This window comes from Pseudomonas sp. FP2294 (assembly GCF_030687625.1).
Classification (GTDB): Bacteria; Pseudomonadota; Gammaproteobacteria; order Pseudomonadales; family Pseudomonadaceae; genus Aquipseudomonas; species Aquipseudomonas shahriarae.
Window position 1 is genome coordinate 3155658 of sequence record NZ_CP117441.1, and the last position, 19889, is coordinate 3175546.

General features: G+C 61.6%; 20 protein-coding genes. 10 read left to right on the top strand and 10 right to left on the bottom strand.

The features are described from left to right. The first annotated feature begins 63 nt into the window (after nt 1–63). Nucleotides 64–579 (top strand): Hcp family type VI secretion system effector, encoded by a 516-nt coding sequence (locus PSH73_RS13895; protein ID WP_029291189.1) that lies wholly within the window; start codon nt 64–66, stop codon nt 577–579. A 56-nt stretch (nt 580–635) separates the two neighbouring features. Here the strand turns inward: PSH73_RS13895 and PSH73_RS13900 are convergent, their stop codons facing one another. Next, entirely contained in the window at nt 636–1457 is an 822-nt protein-coding gene (locus tag PSH73_RS13900) for an aldo/keto reductase (protein WP_057959341.1), read from the bottom strand. A gap of 88 nt (nt 1458–1545) precedes the next feature. Further along, entirely contained in the window at nt 1546–2571 is a 1026-nt protein-coding gene (locus PSH73_RS13905) for an AraC family transcriptional regulator (protein ID WP_057959340.1), read from the bottom strand. Between the two features lie 217 nt (nt 2572–2788). Between PSH73_RS13905 and PSH73_RS13910 the strand changes: the two genes are divergently transcribed. Then, complete coding sequence (locus tag PSH73_RS13910) at nt 2789–3733, top strand: transporter (protein WP_057959339.1); 945 nt, start codon at nt 2789–2791, stop codon at nt 3731–3733. A 78-nt stretch (nt 3734–3811) separates the two neighbouring features. Here PSH73_RS13910 and PSH73_RS13915 read toward each other — a convergent pair whose 3' ends face one another. The 5 genes from PSH73_RS13915 to PSH73_RS13935 all read right to left on the bottom strand — a co-directional run bounded on the left by PSH73_RS13915 (nt 3812) and on the right by PSH73_RS13935 (nt 8757). Continuing rightward, entirely contained in the window at nt 3812–5023 is a 1212-nt protein-coding gene (locus PSH73_RS13915; RefSeq protein WP_192842065.1) for a DSD1 family PLP-dependent enzyme, read from the bottom strand. 68 nt (nt 5024–5091) lie between these two features. Beyond that, nucleotides 5092–6480 (bottom strand): D-arabinono-1,4-lactone oxidase, encoded by a 1389-nt coding sequence (locus tag PSH73_RS13920; RefSeq protein ID WP_305460746.1) that lies wholly within the window; start codon nt 6478–6480, stop codon nt 5092–5094. 17 nt (nt 6481–6497) lie between these two features. Further along, nucleotides 6498–6866, bottom strand: coding sequence for a cytochrome c5 family protein (locus PSH73_RS13925; protein WP_115128364.1), 369 nt, complete (start codon nt 6864–6866; stop codon nt 6498–6500). 156 nt (nt 6867–7022) lie between these two features. Continuing rightward, the gene (locus tag PSH73_RS13930) at nt 7023–7775 is read right to left on the bottom strand and encodes an outer membrane beta-barrel protein (RefSeq protein WP_057436922.1); all 753 of its coding nucleotides are present in this window, start codon (nt 7773–7775) and stop codon (nt 7023–7025) included. Nucleotides 7776–7923: 148 nt separating this feature from the next. After that, nucleotides 7924–8757: an arylamine N-acetyltransferase gene (locus PSH73_RS13935; RefSeq protein ID WP_057959335.1), complete on the bottom strand. Its 834-nt coding sequence runs from the start codon at nt 8755–8757 to the stop codon at nt 7924–7926. 159 nt (nt 8758–8916) lie between these two features. Between PSH73_RS13935 and PSH73_RS13940 the strand changes: the two genes are divergently transcribed. Then, nucleotides 8917–9159, top strand: coding sequence for a DUF6555 family protein (locus PSH73_RS13940; RefSeq protein WP_057436926.1), 243 nt, complete (start codon nt 8917–8919; stop codon nt 9157–9159). Between the two features lie 50 nt (nt 9160–9209). Here the strand turns inward: PSH73_RS13940 and PSH73_RS13945 are convergent, their stop codons facing one another. Then, the gene (locus tag PSH73_RS13945; protein ID WP_305460748.1) at nt 9210–9413 is read right to left on the bottom strand and encodes a DUF6021 family protein; all 204 of its coding nucleotides are present in this window, start codon (nt 9411–9413) and stop codon (nt 9210–9212) included. 150 nt (nt 9414–9563) lie between these two features. Between PSH73_RS13945 and PSH73_RS13950 the strand changes: the two genes are divergently transcribed. Continuing rightward, nucleotides 9564–10085 (top strand): DUF3087 domain-containing protein, encoded by a 522-nt coding sequence (locus PSH73_RS13950; protein ID WP_057959334.1) that lies wholly within the window; start codon nt 9564–9566, stop codon nt 10083–10085. A gap of 41 nt (nt 10086–10126) precedes the next feature. On the opposite strand, the gene PSH73_RS13955 is transcribed toward PSH73_RS13950, so the two are convergent. Then, on the bottom strand, nt 10127–10993 hold the full coding sequence (locus PSH73_RS13955; RefSeq protein WP_057959333.1) for a Dyp-type peroxidase: 867 nt from the start codon (nt 10991–10993) through the stop codon (nt 10127–10129). Between the two features lie 139 nt (nt 10994–11132). Here PSH73_RS13955 and PSH73_RS13960 point away from each other — a divergent pair, with 139 nt between their 5' ends. Together PSH73_RS13960 and PSH73_RS13965 are read left to right on the top strand one after the other, a co-directional pair. Next, entirely contained in the window at nt 11133–12758 is a 1626-nt protein-coding gene (locus tag PSH73_RS13960) for an NADP-dependent glyceraldehyde-3-phosphate dehydrogenase (protein ID WP_305460750.1), read from the top strand. A 122-nt stretch (nt 12759–12880) separates the two neighbouring features. Beyond that, nucleotides 12881–13945 carry an FUSC family protein gene (locus PSH73_RS13965; protein ID WP_057959331.1) on the top strand — a complete coding sequence of 355 codons (1065 nt, stop codon included), beginning with the start codon at nt 12881–12883 and terminating at the stop codon, nt 13943–13945. Between the two features lie 141 nt (nt 13946–14086). On the opposite strand, the gene PSH73_RS13970 is transcribed toward PSH73_RS13965, so the two are convergent. Beyond that, nucleotides 14087–14842: a TetR/AcrR family transcriptional regulator gene (locus PSH73_RS13970; protein WP_057445041.1), complete on the bottom strand. Its 756-nt coding sequence runs from the start codon at nt 14840–14842 to the stop codon at nt 14087–14089. 354 nt (nt 14843–15196) lie between these two features. On the opposite strand from PSH73_RS13970, the gene PSH73_RS13975 reads away from it, so the two are divergent. From PSH73_RS13975 to PSH73_RS13990, 4 genes are read left to right on the top strand one after another with little or no spacing between them, the layout of a single operon-like run. Further along, nucleotides 15197–15904, top strand: coding sequence for an ABC transporter ATP-binding protein (locus tag PSH73_RS13975; protein ID WP_057959330.1), 708 nt, complete (start codon nt 15197–15199; stop codon nt 15902–15904). Then, nucleotides 15901–17100 carry an ABC transporter permease gene (locus PSH73_RS13980; protein WP_169960650.1) on the top strand — a complete coding sequence of 400 codons (1200 nt, stop codon included), beginning with the start codon at nt 15901–15903 and terminating at the stop codon, nt 17098–17100. Before PSH73_RS13975 ends, PSH73_RS13980 begins: the two co-directional genes overlap by 4 nt. After that, a complete protein-coding gene (locus PSH73_RS13985) occupies nt 17093–18574 on the top strand; it encodes a TolC family protein (RefSeq protein ID WP_057959328.1) in 1482 nt (493 codons plus the stop codon). Before PSH73_RS13980 ends, PSH73_RS13985 begins: the two co-directional genes overlap by 8 nt. Beyond that, nucleotides 18564–19832: an efflux RND transporter periplasmic adaptor subunit gene (locus tag PSH73_RS13990; RefSeq protein ID WP_057959327.1), complete on the top strand. Its 1269-nt coding sequence runs from the start codon at nt 18564–18566 to the stop codon at nt 19830–19832. Before PSH73_RS13985 ends, PSH73_RS13990 begins: the two co-directional genes overlap by 11 nt. The last annotated feature ends 57 nt before the right edge of the window (nt 19833–19889 follow it).

Consider the following 19889-nt stretch of genomic DNA (forward strand, 5'->3'; position numbering starts at 1 on the left):
CAGCGCCCATCCGGCAACGGCGCCCCTCGGCGCAAACTTATCTGTCAGGCAAGGAAACCCGTCATGCCAACACCCGCATACCTCTCGATCACCGGCACCAAGCAAGGTTTGATCACGGCAGGCACGTTCACCCAGGATTCGGTAGGCAACATCTATCAGGAAGGCCACGAGGATCAGATCCTGGTCGAGGCATTCCAGCATCAGGTCATCATTCCCCGCGATCCGCAATCGGGCCAGCCCACCGGCCAGCGTGTCCATAAGCCGCTGATGATCAGCAAGGTATTCGATAAATCTTCGCCGCTGCTCTTCAGCGCGCTGACGTCCGGGGAAATGGTCAAGTGCCGCCTTGAGTGGTATCGCACATCATCCGCCGGTACCCAGGAGCACTACTTCACCATCGAGTTGGAGGACGCGATCATCGTCGACATCCAGTCACGGATGCCCAACTGCCAGGATCCGGGAAATGCGCATTTCACCCACCTGGAAGATGTGCACTTTACCTACCGCAAAATCGTCTGGACCCATGAGGTTTCGGGCACTTCAGGCTCTGACGACTGGCGCAGCCCGGTGGCCGGCTGAAGCCCGACCCGGCGGCAACGGCGTCGCAAGCTGCGATGCCGTAGCAGTCGGGTGTGTCACACCATCGCCAACGGATGCTTGCGGATTGGCGCGCCGAATACCCGGTCGATGGCATCCAGGTCATGCTCGTCAAGAACCAGCCTGGCCGCCGCCGCGTTGAGGCGCACGTGTTCGGGGCTCACGGCTTTGGGGATGGCGATAACGCGGTCCTGCCGCAGTACCCATGCCAGGGCCACTTGAGCCGGTGTGGCCTCGTGCCGACGGGCAATCTGCTTGAGGGTGGGGCTGCTCAGCAGGTCTCCTCCCTGGGCGATCGGGCAGTACGCCATCAACGGCAGGTTGTGTTGTTGCCACCAGGGCAGCAGATCGAACTCAATGCCGCGCTGTTCGATGTTGTAGAGCACCTGATTGGTGGCGCAGGCGGGTGATGCCAGCTCCTGAAGATCCGATACGTCGAAGTTGGACACGCCCCAGCGCCCGATCTTGCCGGCATCGCGCAGCCGCTCAAAGGCCTCAACCGTTTCTGCAAGAGGGTATTGCCCGCGCCAGTGCAGCAGATACAAGTCGATGTGATCGGTGCCCAGGCGTTTGAGGCTGGCTTCGCAGGCCCGTGGGACCCCGGTTTTACTGGCGTTGTGCGGGTAGACCTTGCTGACCAGGAACACCTGGTCCCGGCGCCCCTGGATCGCCTCCCCGACCACTTCTTCCGCACCGCCTTCGCCGTACATCTCGGCGGTGTCGATCAGGGTCATGCCCTCGTCAATACCCAATTGCAGGGCAGCGACTTCCGCTGTTCGCCGTGCAGAATCTTCCCCCATACGCCAAGTGCCTTGGCCGATGACCGGAACCGGGGTACCCGCCAGATCAATGGTGCGCATGCCAACCTCCAGATAAGTGTGCGTTGCCATCATGTGGCACTGCCCGCGCCACAGGGTTCAATGCAAATCCACGGCCACGCGCCGGCTCTCACCCCACGCTGCGAAACGCACTGGGACTGAGCCCCGTCCAGCGCTTGAACGCCCGGCGAAAGCTGCGTACGTCACTGTAGCCGACCTCTTGGGTAATACGCTCGATGGACAGCCCGGGGTTGCCCAGCAAACCCATGGTCCGGGCACGACGCACCTGTTCCAGCAAAGCTTCGAACGTCAGCCCGTGGTCGGTCAGACGCCGACGCAGGGTGCGCCCGCTCATGTTCAGGTCACTGGCGACCTTCTCCAATTGACTGCCCTGCAAGTCGCGGGAAATAGCGCGCTCCACCGCCTGGATCAGGTCCATTTTGCGGTGCAGCTGGGCACTTTCCAGTTCCAGCAGGCCAAGGGCCTGGCGCAATGCCAGGGCATGGTGATTGGGCAATTGCACGTCGAGCCAGCGGGCCTCAAGCACCATGCGGTTGTGCAGGCAGCCAAAACGCACATCATCACCGAACAAGCGCCGGTACTCGGCGGCATACACCGGCGGCGCATGCATGAACTCCATGCGCAACGGCTTGAATTCGCTGCCCACCAGGGTCCGACCGTAGACCATGAGGCTGGCAAAGAACTCTTCAGCGGCAAAAACCTGGACGTCGGCATAGGGCAGCAGGCATTCGACCTCGACCATGACCTCCAGCGCGCCTTCAAGGGTGCGCGAGGTGGCGATGCCGCCGGAGGTGTGCTGGTGCCGTTCGCCCACGGCAAAGGCATCGCGCAGGGTCTTGCACAACGAAATGACATGCCCCAGCAAACCCAGAGTGCCCAGCACATTCTGATTGCCGACACACAGGCCCAGACCCTGCTCAGGCATGACCTTGAGGGCCCGCTGGATCATCGCCACGGCCTGGCGGTAGGAAATGCGCAGCGCCGGGTCGTCCAGGTCCGCCAGGGTGAACCCCAGGCCACGGCAAAGATGCTCGGCATTGGCGCCCTTTTGCGCCACAACCTGCCCCAGGGTTTGCAGGAGAAAGGGCGAGACCAGGGCCAATTCGTAATGTGGATCAACGGTTTTGCTGTGCATGGATCTGCGATTCCCGACTGTATGCCTGGTTATTATTTTAGAAACATCCTGACAATCATAGGTGCTTGCAAGGCTCGCCGCACTCTGAATGAACGCTGTCCGGCAAAGCCCCCTTATGTGGCCGCCAATACCCTGCCCACTAGGGCGCCAAGGGCTTATTTGTATGGGCCTGGCCCCGGTGAGGGCCGACCTTCCAACAATAATAATGAGCCCTGACATGAATCCGACCCGTGCGCTTGCCCCCCTGCCCTTTGCCCTGGCGCTTATCAGCATCAGCCTGCCGACCCTGGCCACCGAGGGCGGCGTAGACAATATCGGCCCTGGTACCGACGGCTTTTACATCCTGCCCCTGGATGTCGATCACCTGCCGGACCACATGTTCGCTTTCAACCTTTACTACAACCACTATGAAGCGACGAAACTGGACATCAGTTCCCTGGGGGGCAAAGTGCCGCAGGTGAAGATCCGCTCGGACGCGATCATCCCGCGCCTGGACTACCTGAGCCCGTTGCGGGTGTTTGGCGGGCGGTTGGGCGGCTACATCGCGCAGCCGTACCTCAAGCAACAAGTGGCGCTGTTCGGCATGTCTGACCAACGCGAAAGCATGGGTGACACCACCATCGCGCCGATAATCCTGTGGGACCTGGGCAAAAACCTGACCCTGGGTGCCGCCGTGGAAATCACCGTGCCTACCGGTGAGTACGATGCTTCCCGCCTGGCCAATACCAGCAACAATTTCTACACCTACAAGCCCCTGCTGTCGGTGACGTGGCTGCCTGACGAGCGCACTGAGCTGTCGATCAAGACCACCTACAGTTTCAACAAGGAAAACCACGCCACGGACTACCGTTCCGGGCAGATTTTCCACTTCGACTACTCGGCCAGCTACAAGGTGACCGACAACCTGAGCCTGGGTATCAATGGCTACTATCTCAAGCAGACGACTGACGATAAGCAGTACGGGCGCACTGTCACCAATATCTACGGCGAAGATGTCGACGATGGGGTGCGGGGCCAGGTGTTTGCGGTGGGGCCGGCGGTGTACTTCACCTTTCTCAAGTACGCCAGTGCGGAGATTCGTTGGGCCAAGGAGTTTGATGTAGAGAACCGGCCGGAAGGCGATATGTTGTGGGCCAAGCTGACCATTCCGTTTGCGTTGTAGGATCCGCCTGAAGCGAGGGGGCTTGCCACAACAAGCCCCCCTTGCCACAGGCAAGTTCCTGCGCAGGAGTGCATCATTTCAACCGCTGTAAACCGGCCAACTGTCGACAATTTTGCCGCCGCGCACCGCCAGCAGATCGCCAAACTGCAAGAGCACCGATTCAGTCTGGGTCGGGCGCATGAACACCTGATCGTCGATGTTCAAGCCAACCCCCGGCGAGCCATTGACCATCTCCTGGTTGGAGCTGCGGCCATACAAGCCATTACTTTGCAGCCCCGAAGGCGACTCGAACTCGGCCATCCAGTTGCCACCATAGATAAAAAACGTCGCGCGCTGGTTGCGATCCCACCAGGACAACAACCGGGATTTATCATCCAGCGCCGGGATGTTGACCGCGCCGGTGCTTTTGAGCACTGGCGTGGCAATGTAGGCCGCCGGGACGTGCTCGCTGAGGGATGGCAAATCATAGTGCGTGGGCTTGAGCATGGCGGTGCCCACGGAAACTTCGCTGCTCAGCTGCTCCTGCTCATGCATCCCATAGCTGGGGCTGCCAGCGGTGTTGAGCGTCAGGCCGGCATGCCACAGCCCTGCAAACTTCTGGCGGGTGAAGTCGACAAAGCCGTTGTAGCGCTGCATGACCCTGTCGAACAACGTCTGGGGCGAGCCAAGGATGCCCGGCACGCCCATGCCGACAAACGGGTCATAGCCCATGAAGCCGGCAAATTCCAGGTGCCTGGGGTGTGCACTGATCAACCCCAGCATCTGCCCCAGCACCGTGTTATCGCTGATACCGCCGCGGTGCAGGCCCACATCCAGTTCGATATTGATCCGTAGCCGTGTGCCCAGGCCCTGGGCCAGCGCCAGGTATTGTTGCAGGCGCTGTGGCGTATCCAGCAGCCACTGCAATTGCCGGGCGGGGTCGAAGGGCCCCTGATGGCCTTGATAGAACAGCTCGGCAGAACGCACCGGCAACGGCTTGCCCAGCAGGATATCGGCGTCGGGAAACACCTGGGCGTCATGGTTGAGAAAGGGTTGGTGAAACGACATCAGGCGCTGGGTGCCGGCGCGCTTGGCAATGTAGGCCAACAGGCCCGGCGCAGGCAGGGATTTTTCCACCAGCCGTAGGTGTTTACCTCCGCGCTGCACCGACTGCATGACGATGTCGATATTGTGATCCAGGCGATCCAGGTCAATCAGCAGCACCGGACGCATCGGCCCATGGGCTTTGAGCTGCTGGTTCAACTGGCGAAAGTATTCGCTGTAGGGCGAGCCCCGGTCAGCCGGACGCAGCAGCGCCGCGCCCGCCACCAGCAACGCACCGGCGCCGAGGGTGCCGACCATGAAGTGTCTGCGGTTCATCAGGCTACTCCCAGGATTGATGACAGGTGTGCATTAAGGAATTTGCCGCCGGGGTCCAGGGCCTGGCGCACCCGCGCGAACTCGTTCCAACGCGGATACAGGGCCTGCAGGGCGCGGGCATTGAGGGTGTGCAATTTGCCCCAGTGCGGCCGGCCGGCGTATTTCCAGAAGATGGGCTCGATCGCGGCAAAAAAGTTGTGATGGTCCATGGTGTAGTGCTGGTGCACCGAGATCGAACAGCTGTCGCGGCCTTCAAACATGCTCAAGGGAATATCGTCAGCCTTGACGTAGCGGTACTCGATGGGAAACCAGGTGCGCAGGTCTTTTTCGCGGATCAGCTTGAGGATTTCCCGCAGGCAGGCCGGACCGTGTTCGGCGGGCACCGAATACTCCATCTCGTTGAACCGCACATTGCGCACGTTGGCGTAGACCTCGAACGATTCAGCCACACGGTCCTGGAAACTGGCGAAATAGCGCAGGCTGTTCAGCAGCGTGCGGCGGGTTGCGGGGAAGTCGCTGGCATATTTGTCGAGGTTCTCGATAATCGACACAAACTCATTGCCGCCCGCCTCTGCCGGGTCGATTGGCGGGGTTGGCGCGTCGGTGGTTTCGTTGAGGGCGATGGACAGCGCGTAGTCGGAATGTGTCACCACCAGCATCTCCCAGTGCTGGTTCTCGCGGGTGTTGTTCGCCACGTCCTCCAACAGCTCTTCGGTCGGCGCTATCCATTGGCGCTCACGCAGACGGTAAGGGGTGCGGTTTTGCATGCGCACGCGGGTGGTCACGCCGAGCGCGCCCAGCGACACCCGTGCGGCGTTGAACAACTCGCGCTCACGCCCGGCGTCGCAGTCCAGCACCTCGCCCTCCGCCGTCACCAGTTGGAGGCCGGTGACACCGGCTGAGTACGAGGTAAACCCAACCCCGGTGCCATGGGTCGAGGTGGAAATGGCGCCGGCCAGGGTCTGATAGTCGATGTCCGCCATGTTCGGCAGGGCCTGGCCGACAGCCTTGAGCGCCGGCCCCATGCGTGACATGGGCGTGCCGGCGGCGAAGGTGGCTTGCAGACTGCTGGCATCGTGCTCGAGCAAGCCATTGAAAAAACTCAGTGACAGTAATGTGCCATCTGTCGGTACCAGGGCACTGAATGAATGGCCCGAGCCCACCGGGCGGATCTTGCCCGGTGCCTGGCGAATGATCTGCACCAACTCCCCCAGGTCCTTGGGCGCCAGCCGCTCAAGGGGCAGGCAGCTTTGGGCGCCCGACCAATTGCGCCAGGGGATCAAGCGCGGCGCCCGGGCCAATTGGGCCAGCACCGGGTTACTGCTGATTGCCAGAAATGCGCCGGCCACCGCCGAGCGCTGCAACAGTTGCCTGCGTGAAAGCACCATTACCTACCCCATTGTTGTTATTGGATATGAACACCGGCCATAAAACTGATCAGCCCCAGGAACTGGTCCTCGGAACACTGCATGCACAGGCCCATCGGCGGCATGCCGTTGTAGCCGTTGAGGGTGTGGTCCAGCAGGGTGTCCGCGCCCAGGGCAACACGCGGGCTCCAGGCCTGGCTGTCGCCGGTCAACGGCGCGCCGGAGGCAGGGTTGGCGTGACACAGTTTGCAACTGGTGTCGTAGAGCTGGGCCAGCGCCGGGTCGGCAGGCATGGCGTTGCTTGCCGTGGCAGGCTGCGGGGGATGTTGCGGTTTGTCGTCACAGGCGGCCAGCAGGCCAAGCAAGGCCAGCAGCAAACCCATGCGGCGGGAGGTCGTAGACCACATAGCCAGCCTCTCTTTTTTAGTATGAACAGCTGGGTTCACACTAAGTCAGGGACGGCGCGGCGTTGAGGGTATTGGGGGACACAAAGGGGGGCTTGGGCGGACAGGGTCGGGCGACCGGCGCTCCATTACAGAACGCCGGCGCCCGCAACAGCCGACTTAGAAAGCCAGACCGACCTTGAAGCCGTACTCATCGCGCTTGAGCTTGGTGTTATCGGCCACTTCGGAGTCCGCGTCGAGCTTGTACTCGGTACGGGTGTAGTACAGGCCCGCCATCACCGGCAGGTCGCCGTTCTGGTTCATCAGCAAGCTGACTTCGGCGTAGGGATTAGTGCGGTCCTTGAGGTCCACGGTGTCGCTGCCAATGCCGTCAACCTTGAGCTTGGCGCGGCCGTCAATGGTATGGCGGGCGCCCACTTCGACGCGCATGGTCATGCTGTCGAACTGATGGTTGTAACCCACCGCCGCCTTGGCAAACGGCGACTTGTTGGTGAGTTTCATGTCGTAGTCGCCAGAGTCCGGCTCATAACGGGTCCAGCTGTAGCCACCGCCGACCAGCACATCGACAAAGTTGCGCGCATCCAGCGCGGCGCGCCAGCCCAGGTCGAGGTCGGCCTGGCCTTCCTTGAGTTTGTTGTCGCTTTTCTTGCCAAACTTGGCGTCCACGCCGGCCTGGTAGATAAAGCCGGATTCGGCAGTCAGCTTGTTGCCAAAGTTATAGAACAGGCCGGCTTCCGGCATATGGTCCTTGTCGCTTTCGCTACCGCCTTCAAGCTTGAAGTCGTTGTAGCTGCCGAGGATACCGAAGGTGGAAATCGGATCGGTGGACGGCGCAGCGAATACCATCGCCGGTGCGGCAACCAGGGCCAGGACCGAGGAATTCTTGAGGATTTTTCCGAATAGTTTGGACATCGTTTTACATCTCCTTTTTAGGTGGGCAAATTATTCAAGAAACGGTTCGAACCCCCTGCTTTGCAAAAGGTTCGATTTAATTTGCCTTGGAGTTGGAGGTAAAACGCTTCAGCGAAGGCTCTGGATCAAGCCTTCCAGAGTAGGCCTATCAGCTATCGACCAATAGTTGCGCCAGTCGCGGGCGTAGCTGTGGGTGCTTGGGCACGCGCAAACCAAACGCTTCACGCAGCAGTTCCAGCAATTGGTCGACGTCGGTGATCGAGCGTTTTTCGCTGTCACCGCCCACGTGATGAACGGCGTAGTTGCCGTTGTTTAACGTACGCCGCAGGCCGGGCCCGATCAGCGCCACTTTCAACTGTTTGATGAACGGCGAATCGGGGTGGGTCGAGACATACCAGTTGCCCAGTTCATAGTCGAAGTGCGACTGCGGCTGCAGGTCGAACACGTACAGCCCTCGCCATTCCTCGCCAACCTGGGCCCACAGGGTGTAGCTGCCGTCCTTCAAGGTCAGGCGATAGGGTTCATGGGCCGTGGCCTGTGGCGCCAGATTGTCCAGTTGCAGCGGGCTGCTTGGCACCATGCCACCAAACGCGACATCGCTGATGTAGCGCACACCCGCCAGGGTCACCAGGCTCAGGCGATGGGTACGCGGGGTGTGGGCATCAGGCGGCCCGCCTATGACCACCCGACCGGTGATGCCCCGAGCATCGAAGCCCAGTTCTTGCAACAAGGCCAGGAACATCTGGTTCAGTTCGTAGCAATAACCTCCCCGCCCGTCGAACAGGACTTTTTGCTCGATGCTGGCCAGATCAAGGGGCACTGGCAGTTGCGCCAGCACCGAGAGGTTTTCGAAGGCGAAGGTACAGACATGGCGCAATTGCAACTGCGCCAGGGTTTCCAAAGTGGGTGCTGGCGGGCTGTCATACCCCAGGCGTTGCAGGTACAGGCGGCTGTGGGTCAGGCTCGGTGAATCCTGGGACATGGCGCGATCCTTGGGCGCGGGCGAAGGTTTCACTAATACCCGTAACCGTTGCCGCTGCCAATACTGATCTGTGGCAATAGATCGTAGGAATGGGGCGCAAACTTTCTGAACCTTTCTGAACCTAATTGCATCAACTCCATATCAAAACAGGGAGGCAATATGGGCACGGCAACGATCTACACCATCCAATACAGGCTGCATGGCGAGCCCAAGTCTTTTGTAGTGCGTGCGGAGGTGATGAATAACGCCGAGGCATGGCATTGGGCCAGCTGTGACGCCGGGGTGGCCCACGTCGGGCGCATTGGCCGTCCTGGCCACGAGCGCACCAAGAAGACCACGCGGCCATGGGCGGAGAAATACGGCATCACCGACGTCACCTGGATCGCCCCCAAGCGCCTGTAGGGGCTGCGGCAGGAGCTGGTTTGCCAGCTCCTGCACTGATGGGCGTGAAGTTATGGTTTCAGATCGCCCAAGGGATCATAAGCCGGCTGCTTGCCGGCTTTGTGCTTCTTGTCCAACGGCGCAACGGCCGGGCCGACCGGGTCGACCTGCGGGTCGGCCACATCCGGTGAGTCTGGGTCAAACCCCAAATCGTGCTGATCACTGGCGTGTTCCGACGAATGCGGGCCATCGGGCTTGTTCGATTGTTCAGTCACAGTCATCTCCTTCGCTTTGCTGACGATGCATACATGCGTTAGAGAAAACCCCGGCTGCCATCGTTCAACTTTCTCACGCCCACCCACAAACCATGAGAAGATGCCGCGCCGCGCAATACCCCTACTTAGTTCATGGAGACTGCATCCCGCATGTTTGAGATCAAACCTGTCGATCCGCAAACCTATCGCCAGCAGACCCGCCGCAGCACGCTGATTGTCGCGGTGATCTTCATCGCCCTGGCCATGCTGCTGTCGAGCCTGGCCGTGATGCTGTTTGGCGAGCCCGGCGGCGACAACTTTCGTTTCAATATCGGGGGAGTGGCGGCCGGCGTAGTGCTGACTATCGCCCTGGTACGCGGTCCGCTCTGGTCACAGGCCTGGCTGGCGCCGGCGATCTATGGCTGGCAGCTCAAGCGCAGCCTGATGCGGGTGACCAATGTGATGCACAAGGTGACCGAGCGGGTCCAGGCCAACGACCCGACGGCGATGAAGCTGCTGCGGTTCTATCACCTGGGGCTGACGCAGATGCATGAACTGGACGCCAATTCCAGCGCCCAGGCGCAACTGGTCGGGGAGATCGAGAAACATAAGGCGCAGATGAAGGCGCTGGGAATCAAGGCTGAACAAACGCGCCTGGATCCAGCGTGGCTGGAAGCCATGCGCGGCGCCTGACCTCATAGGAGCCCGTTTGTGGGCTCCTACAAGCGTTTGGCTCAGGCCGCGAAGATCGCGCCCAGGTCCAGACGCCCATCCTTGAGCGGCGGGCACCAGTAGTAGCCACCGGTCAACGGTGTGCTGATGCGGTACAGGCCATCGACAATCCCGTCTTCCAGGCCGCTCATGCGGCGCAACTGAGCTTCAAAGGCGTCAAAGGAGTGGCCGAACGCGAGGAACATCAACCCGGCCTGGCCATTTTCGGCCCAGGGCATGGAACGGCGCACCACAAAGGCTTCGGGGGTGAAGCTCTCCTGGGCGGTGCGCTTGACGTGGGCGGACTCGGGGGCGTCGTCCAGCTCTTCGTTATCGCCATGGCGACGCCCGATGATGTGGTCGCGCTCCTGGGCCGGCAAGGCGGCGAAACCGTCCAGGTCGTGTTGCCATTGCTGGATTGCGGCAAAGCTGGCGCCACTGCCGGCAACGGCGGCTTCGACGGCGGCGTCGTCATGGGGGTTTTCGGTGCCGTCTTCGTAGTCGGTCAGGTCAAAGCCGGTCTTGTAGCGGAAACCTTCAGTCATCTGCACCAGGCGAAAGCCCGGCGCCAGGGCTTTTTCAAAGGCCCGGCTGCGCAACAGCAACTCACCACGGTCTTCGCCATGCAACCAGCACCACAGCGCCTGTTGGGTGGATGGGTTGTGGGCACCCGGCGCCGAGATGGGCGCAAAACTGCGCAGCCCTTCGATGTGCGCGCCCAGTGCCTTGACCAGCGGCTCACCCAAACCCACCACCACTGCCGAGTCGACCAACTGCACCAGCGCGTCGAGCGCTGCCGGCACGGCGTCGATGGACTCGATGGCGAAAAACAGATGGCGTGCCTGCAACGGCACCGGTGCGGCAAGAATGCCCGGCTGGTACTGACTCATATGAACTCCTTCAAGAAAGCCGCGTAGTTTACCCGCCGCGCCCCAGTGTGCGTAGGGAAATGCGTGTAAGCCTTGCAACAGAGCCCTCCGATGGGGGAATCTCTGACTCAAGCTGTGCAACCACTCCAGGGGTAGCGACATGACCACCACTCACCTGCTTGCCAATCTGTTCCCGACCGCCGAAGGCATTCCCGAACAATTTCGCCTCGCCGCCCCCATCGAGCAACGCGACTATCTGGTGGACGGCCAGTTATGCACCTGGAACGGCCCGTTGGCCCAGGTGCGCAGCCCTGTCCAGTTGGCCGGTGCCGACGGCGACACCCCAGTGATTATCGGCAGCACGCCGCTGCTGGATGCCGAGACCGCCCTGCTCGCCCTCGACGCCGCAGTTCGGGCCTACGACCGTGGCCAGGGCCAATGGCCTACGATGCGGGTGGTCGAGCGTATCCAGCATGTCGAGGCGTTTTTGCGGCGCATGCGCGAACAGCGCGATGCCGTGGTGAAACTGCTGATGTGGGAAATCGGCAAGAACCTCAAGGATTCCCAGAAGGAATTCGACCGCACCTGCGACTACATCACCGACACCATCAATGCCCTCAAGGAGCTGGACCGCCGCTCCAGCCGCTTCGAGCTGGAACAGGACACCCTCGGGCAGATCCGCCGCGTGCCCATGGGCGTCGCCCTGTGCATGGGCCCCTACAACTACCCGCTCAATGAAACCTTCACCACACTGATCCCGGCGCTGATCATGGGCAACACCGTGGTGTTCAAGCCGGCCAAGCTCGGCGTCCTGTTGATCCGGCCATTGCTGGAGGCCTTCCGCGACAGCTTCCCGGCCGGCGTCATCAATGTGATTTATGGCAGCGGCCGCGAGACCGTCAGTGCGCTGATGGCCAGCGGCAAGGTGGATATCTTTGCGTTTATCGGCACCAACAAGGCAGCCAGTGACTTGAAGAAGCTGCACCCGCGCCCACATCGCTTGCGAGCAGCCCTGGGGCTGGATGCGAAGAACCCCGGCATCGTATTGCCTGAGGTCGACCTGGATAACGCGGTCAACGAAGCGGTCACCGGCTCGCTGTCGTTCAACGGCCAGCGCTGTACCGCGTTGAAAATCCTGTTTGTGCATGAAGCCGTGGTCGAACGTTTTATCGAGAAGTTCAACCACAAACTCGCCAGCCTCAAACCGGGAATGCCCTGGGACGAAGGCGTGTCGCTGACGCCGCTGCCGGAAGCAGGCAAGGTGGATTACCTCAACGGTCTGGTAGCCGACGCGGCGCAACACGGGGCCAAGGTAGTGAACGCCAATGGCGGTGCCAGCCGTGGCTCGTTCTTCTACCCGGCGGTGCTGTACCCGGTTAACCCACAGATGCGTGTGTACCACGAGGAGCAGTTCGGCCCGGTGGTGCCGATCGTGCCCTACCGCGACCTGGAAACGGTGATTGACTACGTCCTGGAGTCGGATTTCGGCCAACAGTTGAGTATCTTCGGCACCGACCCGGCGCAAGTCGGGCGCCTGGTGGACACCTTCGCCAACCAGGTGGGCCGGATCAATATCAACGCCCAATGTCAGCGCGGCCCGGACACCTTCCCGTTCAATGGCCGCAAGAACTCGGCCGAAGGCACGTTGTCGGTGCATGACGCCCTGCGGGTGTTCTCGATCCGCACCCTGGTGGCAACCAAGTTCCAGGACAGCAACAAAGCACTGATCAGCGATATCATTCGGGACAGGGCGTCGAGCTTTTTGACCACCGACTATATTTTCTAAACTGCTCCCATGTAGGCGCGGGCTTACCCGCGATGCAGGTGCCTCGGTGTGTCAGTGACTCCGAGGTGGTGCGATCGCAGGCAAGCCAGCTCCCACCTACCGATGAGGCCTTCTTAATCCCGATGAATCTGCCGCCCTTCGCCCGCCGCCTGTTGCGACCGCTGCTCGACCCCTATCGCCGTTATCGTCATGCCAAACTGATCCACGCGGTACGGGTGTCCATCGGCCTGCTCGCGACCATCCTGCTGACCACCGGTATCAACCTGCCCCACGGTGAATGGGCCTCGGTGACCATGCTGGTGGTGATTGGCGGCTTGCAGCACCACGGCAATATCGGCAAGAAAGCGGTGGAGCGGGCCTATGGCACGCTGATCGGGGCCAGTGTCGGCCTGCTGCTGGTGGCGCAACAGGCTTATCTGGGCCAACCCTTGTTGACCTACCTGTTGATGTCGGTGGTGTGTGGCTTTTTTTCCTATCACGCCATCGGCAAGGGTGGATACACCGCGTTGCTGTCGGGGATCACCGTGTTCATCGTCGCCGGCCACGGGGACAACCCGCTGTCCGATGGCCTGTGGCGCACCGTCGATATCCTGATCGGCATCGCCCTGGCCCTGGCGTTTTCCTTCGCCCTGCCGCTGTATGCCGTGTACTCCTGGCGCTACAACCTGGCCAGCGCGCTGCGCGACTGCGCCGGCATCTACAGCCGGATCATCAGTGGCCAGTCGGTCACCGATGACGAGCACCTCAAGCTGCTCAATCGCTTGAATGCGGCGATGTTGCAACTGCGTTCGTTGATGCCGTCGGTGTCCAAGGAAGTGCGGATTTCCATGACCGAGCTGGACGCGATCCAGCGCCATCTACGGATGTGCATCAGCACCCTGGAAATTCTCGGCAATACCCGCCCTGACCCACGGGATGAGCAGGCCATGGCGCGCTTGCAACTGGCGCTCAAGGCTGAGCATCGGCAGATTCGTGTGCAGTTGATCGGGATGGCGCGGGCCCTGCAATCCGGCGCCACGCAACGCTTGGAACGAACCAGCCTTGCTGCGCCTGATCCCCAAGCTGCCCTGGAGGCGCCAGTGCACAGTGCGTTGGATGGCTATCGGTTATTGACCGCGCAACTGGCGGCAAATGTAGACGCGATGCACGCCCGATTGGCAAAAAGTGCCAAGGCGTGGAAAATCTGAAAAACGCTGCAACTTAATATTGGATCCACATTTTTTTCACGTTTTATTCACATCCGCAGACGTACTGTGAAGCCTCATCCGTTACAAACGTTGTACATCAAGCCCGCCGCCCCAGCGGGCTTTTTTTTGCGCGTGATTTGCTCAGCGCGCAACTTTACCGGTTGCCGGCAGCGCCGACTGGCCGCGAATCGCACGCTGGGTATCGAGTACCCGCGCCAGCGCCGTTTCAGCTTCCGGGCTTTGCTGCGGCACACGAATGGCCGCCGAGACCAGGGTGATCAGCTTGGCCATGACTTCGGCGTCGGTGGCCGGGCGCCCGAGGCTCATGGAGTTCATCAGCAGGCGCAGTTCGGTCCCGGCCATCACCCCGGAAATCGCCTTGAGGGCAAATTGCAGGCGCACCCCCAGCTCATTGCGCGGCAGGTCGGGCAACGCCAGGGCGAAGGCTTCGAAGAAGCGCTGGAACACCGGCTGGTAATGCACCTTGAGGTATTCCTGGATAAACGGCGAGGTATCACTGTAGACCCGCCCGAGGAAACGAATAAAGGACCGCCCCTCGCCGCTGGCCGGATCACTGCGCTCCAGGCCCATGGCCGGGGCGAACAGCACACCCAGCAAGGTGTCGCAGTCGAGCGGGCCGTCAGACTCGGCCTCGCACCGGGCGAGCAACTCCAGGCGCTGCTCGTTGAGCGGCTCCAGGCGTTGCATCAGTAATGTTTTCATCAGGGAGTCCTTGTCCCCGAAGTGATAATTTACTGCGGCGAGATTGACCTGAGCCTTCTCGGTGATTTGCCGCAACAGCACGGCGTCGTAGCCGTACTTGATGAAAAGAGCCTCTGTCGCATCCAGCAGTCGAGTCTTGGTTACATTTGGAGCGCTGAGTTTCTTCGCGACCATATAAGTTCCACGGGGGAAATATGTTTTAAAAAAAAATTTGATTTTTTATACCGGGGCGGATGCTTGAAAGCAAGTAGTGACACTGCACCATACTATCCAAGCGCGTTGCCGCTCGCCCTGTAAACGGCTTGCCCAGGGCAGGAGCAGGCGTTTTCCAGCCACCGGTATAGGCTCTGCCACCAGAACAACCGCTCTATTTCTGTGGCTGGCGAAGCTGTGGCATCACAGTTACTATTCAAACAATGTTTTTAAAAAAAGAATAAAAACCAGCTATTGGCACTCGTCACGCAGGCCCTGAAGATGTTACAACGATTTTCAGGAGCAAGCCGGATTGCCGCAGCGCAAGGCGTAGTCATGATGACAGATACTCCAACGCTCCCAGGCTTTATTTCTCTGCAAGGCATCGGCAAAAGCTACCAATTGGCCGGACAGCACCTGGCCATTCTCAATGACGTCAGCCTCTCTATCGCCCGGGGAGAAAGCTGCGGCATTCTCGGGGCTTCGGGCTCCGGCAAAAGTACCCTGCTCAATATCCTCGGCCTGCTGGACCTGCCCGACTGCGGCGCCTATCACTTCGCCGGCCATGACATTTTCCACGCCACGCCGGATCAACTGGCCGCGATCCGCAACCAACAGATCGGCTTTGTGTTCCAGAGTTTCAACCTGCTGCCGCGCCTCAGCGCCCTGGACAACGTTGCCCTGCCCCTGGGCTATCGCGGTGTGTCGCGCCAGGAGTCGGTGGCGCGGGCCCTGCACATGCTGGAGCAAGTTGGGCTGGCCGAACGGGCCCATCATCGCCCCGCCGACCTGTCCGGTGGCCAGCGCCAGCGGGTGGCGATTGCCCGCGCGCTGGTGGGCGCACCGGCGGTGATTCTGGCCGACGAACCCACGGGCAATCTCGACAGCCACACCGCCCAGGACATCATGGACCTGCTGCTGGCCCTGAACCACGATCAAGGCGTCACGCTGATCATCGTCACCCACGACCCGCATATCGCCGAACGCCTGGATCGCCAGATCCTGGTGCGCAACGGCGTGGTCCACGAGGCAGAGTGCGTATGAGCCTGCGGGTCGAACAGAGCCTGAGCCAGTTGTTGCATGAAGCCTTTGTCAGCCTGCGTACCCTGGGCAAGCGCTCGATCCTGGCCCTGCTGGGGATCGTCATCGGCAGTTCATCGGTAGTCGCGCTGATCAATATCGGACATAACGCCGCCGAAGATGCCGCGATGATTTTCAAGGACATGGGCACCGACACCCTGGTGGCGCAGTTCCCGCCCAAAGGCAACAGCAATGCGCACATGCCCACCCACCTCGATCTACAAGCCGTACGCCAGGCCGTGCCGGGCATCGCCCACATCGGCGCGATTTCCTCATTCAGCGGGCCGGTGATCTTTCATGGCCGCACCACCAACGCCGGCTTGATTGGCAGCACCCCTGGCCTCAAGGAGGCGATGCGCCTGGCGCTGCGCGAAGGGCGCTTCCTGTCCGAGTTCGACAGCGGCGAAACCTACGCGGTGGTCGGCGACCAGATCGCCCAGGCGTTAAGCGCGCCCGGTGACCCGCTGCGCCTGGGCGATCGGGTGCGGGTCAACGACTACCTGTACCTGGTCATCGGCATCCTGCAGAACCAGCCGCGGTCGATGCTGATTCCGGTGCAAACCAACGAGTCACTGTTCATCCCGGCAGCCGGTATGCGCCGTATCTATTCCTCGCCGCAGGTTGGCAGCGTGGTCCTGCGCGCAGCAGCCGGCCAGGACATGGAGCACATCGCCGTCGAGACCACCAAGGCCTTGGGCGCGCAACTTACCGAGCACACCGTCGAGATCCAGATCCCCCAGCAAATGATCGACGGCATGACCCGGCAAAGCCGCACCTTCGCCTATCTGTTGCTGGCCCTGGGCGCCATCTCCCTGGTGGGCGGTGGGGTCGGGGTGATGAATGTGATGCTGATGAACGTTTCGGAACGCCGCCGGGAAATCGGCATCCGCATGGCCCTCGGCGCTCGCCAGCGCGACATCCGCAACCTGTTCCTGCTCGAAGCCGTGACCCTCACCGCCGTCGGCGCCCTGTGCGGCGCGGTGCTGGGCATGGGGGCCGCCTATCTCTATGCCTGGCTGTCGGGCTGGCAGTTTTCCCTGGCGGTGTCGGCCCTGCCCCTGGGCGTGGGCAGCACCTTGCTGGTGGGATTGTTTTTCGGGATCTACCCGGCAGTCTCGGCGTCACGCTTGCAGCCGGTGGAGGCCCTGCGCGATGAATAAACCCCTGCTGTGGCTGATTGCCCTGGTGAGCCTGCCCTGCGTGGCCGCCGATATCGTGATCCGCCCTTCGGCGCCGACCACCACCCGCAGCGGCTATGAGCACAGTGTCTCGCTCAATGCCCAGCTCACCACCCTGACCCTGGGCGACGCGGTGTACCTGGGCCTGCGCAACAACCCGGCGATTCGCAGCGCCTACCTGCAACGAGTGGCGCAGAAGTTCGACTTGCGAGTGGCCGAAGATGCCTTCAACCCCAAGCTGGTGCTCAACAGTGCCTACCGCACCACCCAGGGCAGCGACGACCGCGCCCGCAATGCCAACCTGTCACCCACCACCAGCTTGCTCGGCGAGTACGGCACCCGCCTGAGCATGGGCTGGACCCAGCAACTGAACAACGCCAACCATGCCGGGCGCTACCGCAGCGACGGCCTGGACCTGGCCATCATCCAGCCACTGATGCGTGGCGCCGGCTGGGATGCCACCACCGCCCCGCTACGGCTGTCACGCCTGTCCGAGCAAGCCAACCGCCTGAACCTCAAGGCCAACGTCGCGCAGACCATCAGCCAGATCATCGCCACCTACCGCGACTTGCTGCGTGCCCAGGAGCAACTGAGCATCGCCCAGGAAGCCCTCAAGCGCTCCAATACCCTACTGGACGTGAATAAGGCCTTGATCAATGCCGGGCGCATGGCCGAGTTCGAAATCGTGCAGACCGAGGCCGACATCGCCTCCCAGCAACTGGGGGTCGAGGAAGCCCAGAACCAACTGGACATGAGCCGCCTGGCGTTGCTGCGCCTGCTGGCCCTGGACCTGGCGACCCCGATCCGTGCCACCGAAGCCCTGGAGGCCACGCGCATGGACATCGACAAGCGTGAGGCCTTTAACCTGGCGCAGAACCAGCAGCCCGAATACCTTTCGGCGCTGCTGGGCAGCCAACAGGCCGACCTCAACCTGGTGCTGGCCAAGGATTCCGGGCGCTGGCAGGTCGACCTGGTGGGCGGCGCCAATCAGATCCGCGCCAACACCGACAACGACGCGGGCAGTACCAGCAATCGGCGCTGGGACAGTTATGCCGGGGTCCAGGTGCGCATTCCCATCGGCGATATCAGTACCCGCCAGGCCGAAGTGCGCGCACGGGTCAATGTGGAGAACCAGGCCATCCTGATCACCGACGCGCGCCAGGAACTGGAGCGTAGCGTCAATAACGTGGTGCGCGACCTTGGCACCCGCTGGCGCCAGTATGAAATTGCCCAGCGGGCGGTGGAACTGTCCCGGCGCAAGATCGAGATCGAACGGGACAAGCTCGGCGCCGGGCGCTCCACCAACTTCCAGGTGCTGAGTTTCGAAGCGGACTTGCGCAACGCCGAAAACGCCCGCCTCAATGCCCTGATTGCTTACCTGAATGCCCAGACCCAGCTCGACCTGACGCTGGGCATGACCTTGGAAAGTTGGGAAATCGCCCTCAATGACTACTAAAAAAGCCCTGCTGGGCGTTGCACTGCTGATACTGCTGGGCGCTGGCGGATTCGCGCTGCTCAGTCGCCCAACGCCTGCCGCCGATCAGACCGGCACGGCCGAGCAATGGCTGGAGGTCAAGCGCGAAGCCCTGGTGCACCAGATCGGCCTGGTGGGCAAGATCGAACCGGACACCACCGTCACCCTGACAGCCCCCTTCGACGGCAATGTGCAGGCCAACCTGGTGGAACAGGGGCAACGGGTCGAAGCCGGCCAGGTTCTGTTACGCATGGACCCCGCCACCCTCGAAGTGCAACTGCGTGAAGCGCTCTCCGCCCAGCTCAAGGCCCGGCGGACCGTGCAGGAAATGCAGGACTGGGACAGCGGCCCCACCGTCAGCCGCGCACGACGCAGCCTGCGCACCTCGCAAATGAGCGCCGACAACACCCAGCGCAAACTGGTTGAAAGCGAGAACCTGTTCAAGCGCGGCATCATCCCACGCAACGAACTGGACGACCTCAAGCAACAGGCCCAGCAGCAACAGTTGGACCTGACCGCCGCCCGCAGTGAACTGCAACAGGCCCTTGATCAGGGCAAGGGTGAATACCGGCAGATTGCAGACATGGAATTGACCAACGCCACGGTCAAGTACGACGCCCTGCGCAAACTGCTCGAAGGCCAGGAGGTCAAGGCGCCGTTTTCCGGGATCGTCGTGCCGCCACCGGGCAGCGCCACCCCGCAAGGCAGCGGCAACAGCAACGCGCCGGTACAGGCGGGCAGCAAGGTCAGCCAGGGCCAGGTGTTGTTCGGGCTGGCCAATATCGAACGCCTGAAGATCGTCGCCAAAGTCTCGGAGCTGGATATCAACCAGCTGCATCAGGGCCAGCCGGTGGAAGTCATGGGCGACGGTTTCGATGGCGAACACCTGAGCGGTTCGGTCAGCGTCGTCAGCGGCCTGGCGATCGCCAATGACAGCCAGGGCAGCGCGCAATTTCCGGTGACCCTGTCGATTCCCAAACTGACCGAGAAACAACTGCAAAGGGTCCGCCTGGGCATGAGCGCACGCCTGACCGTCGTGACCTACAACAATGACCAGGCGATCATCGTGCCGGCCCAGGCGATCAGCCATGATGCCGGGACCATGAGCGTGGAGTACCGCGCGGCAATGGACCAGCCGGTGGAACGGATGACAGTCACCACGGGCCAGTCTACCGCCCAAGGCGTAGAGGTATTCGGGCTCAAGCCCGGGTTTGTCAGGCTGGATGCAGCCCCAAGATAAACGTAGATCCAAAATGTGGGAGTTGGCTTGCCTGCGATAGCGGTGGGTGAGCCGCCA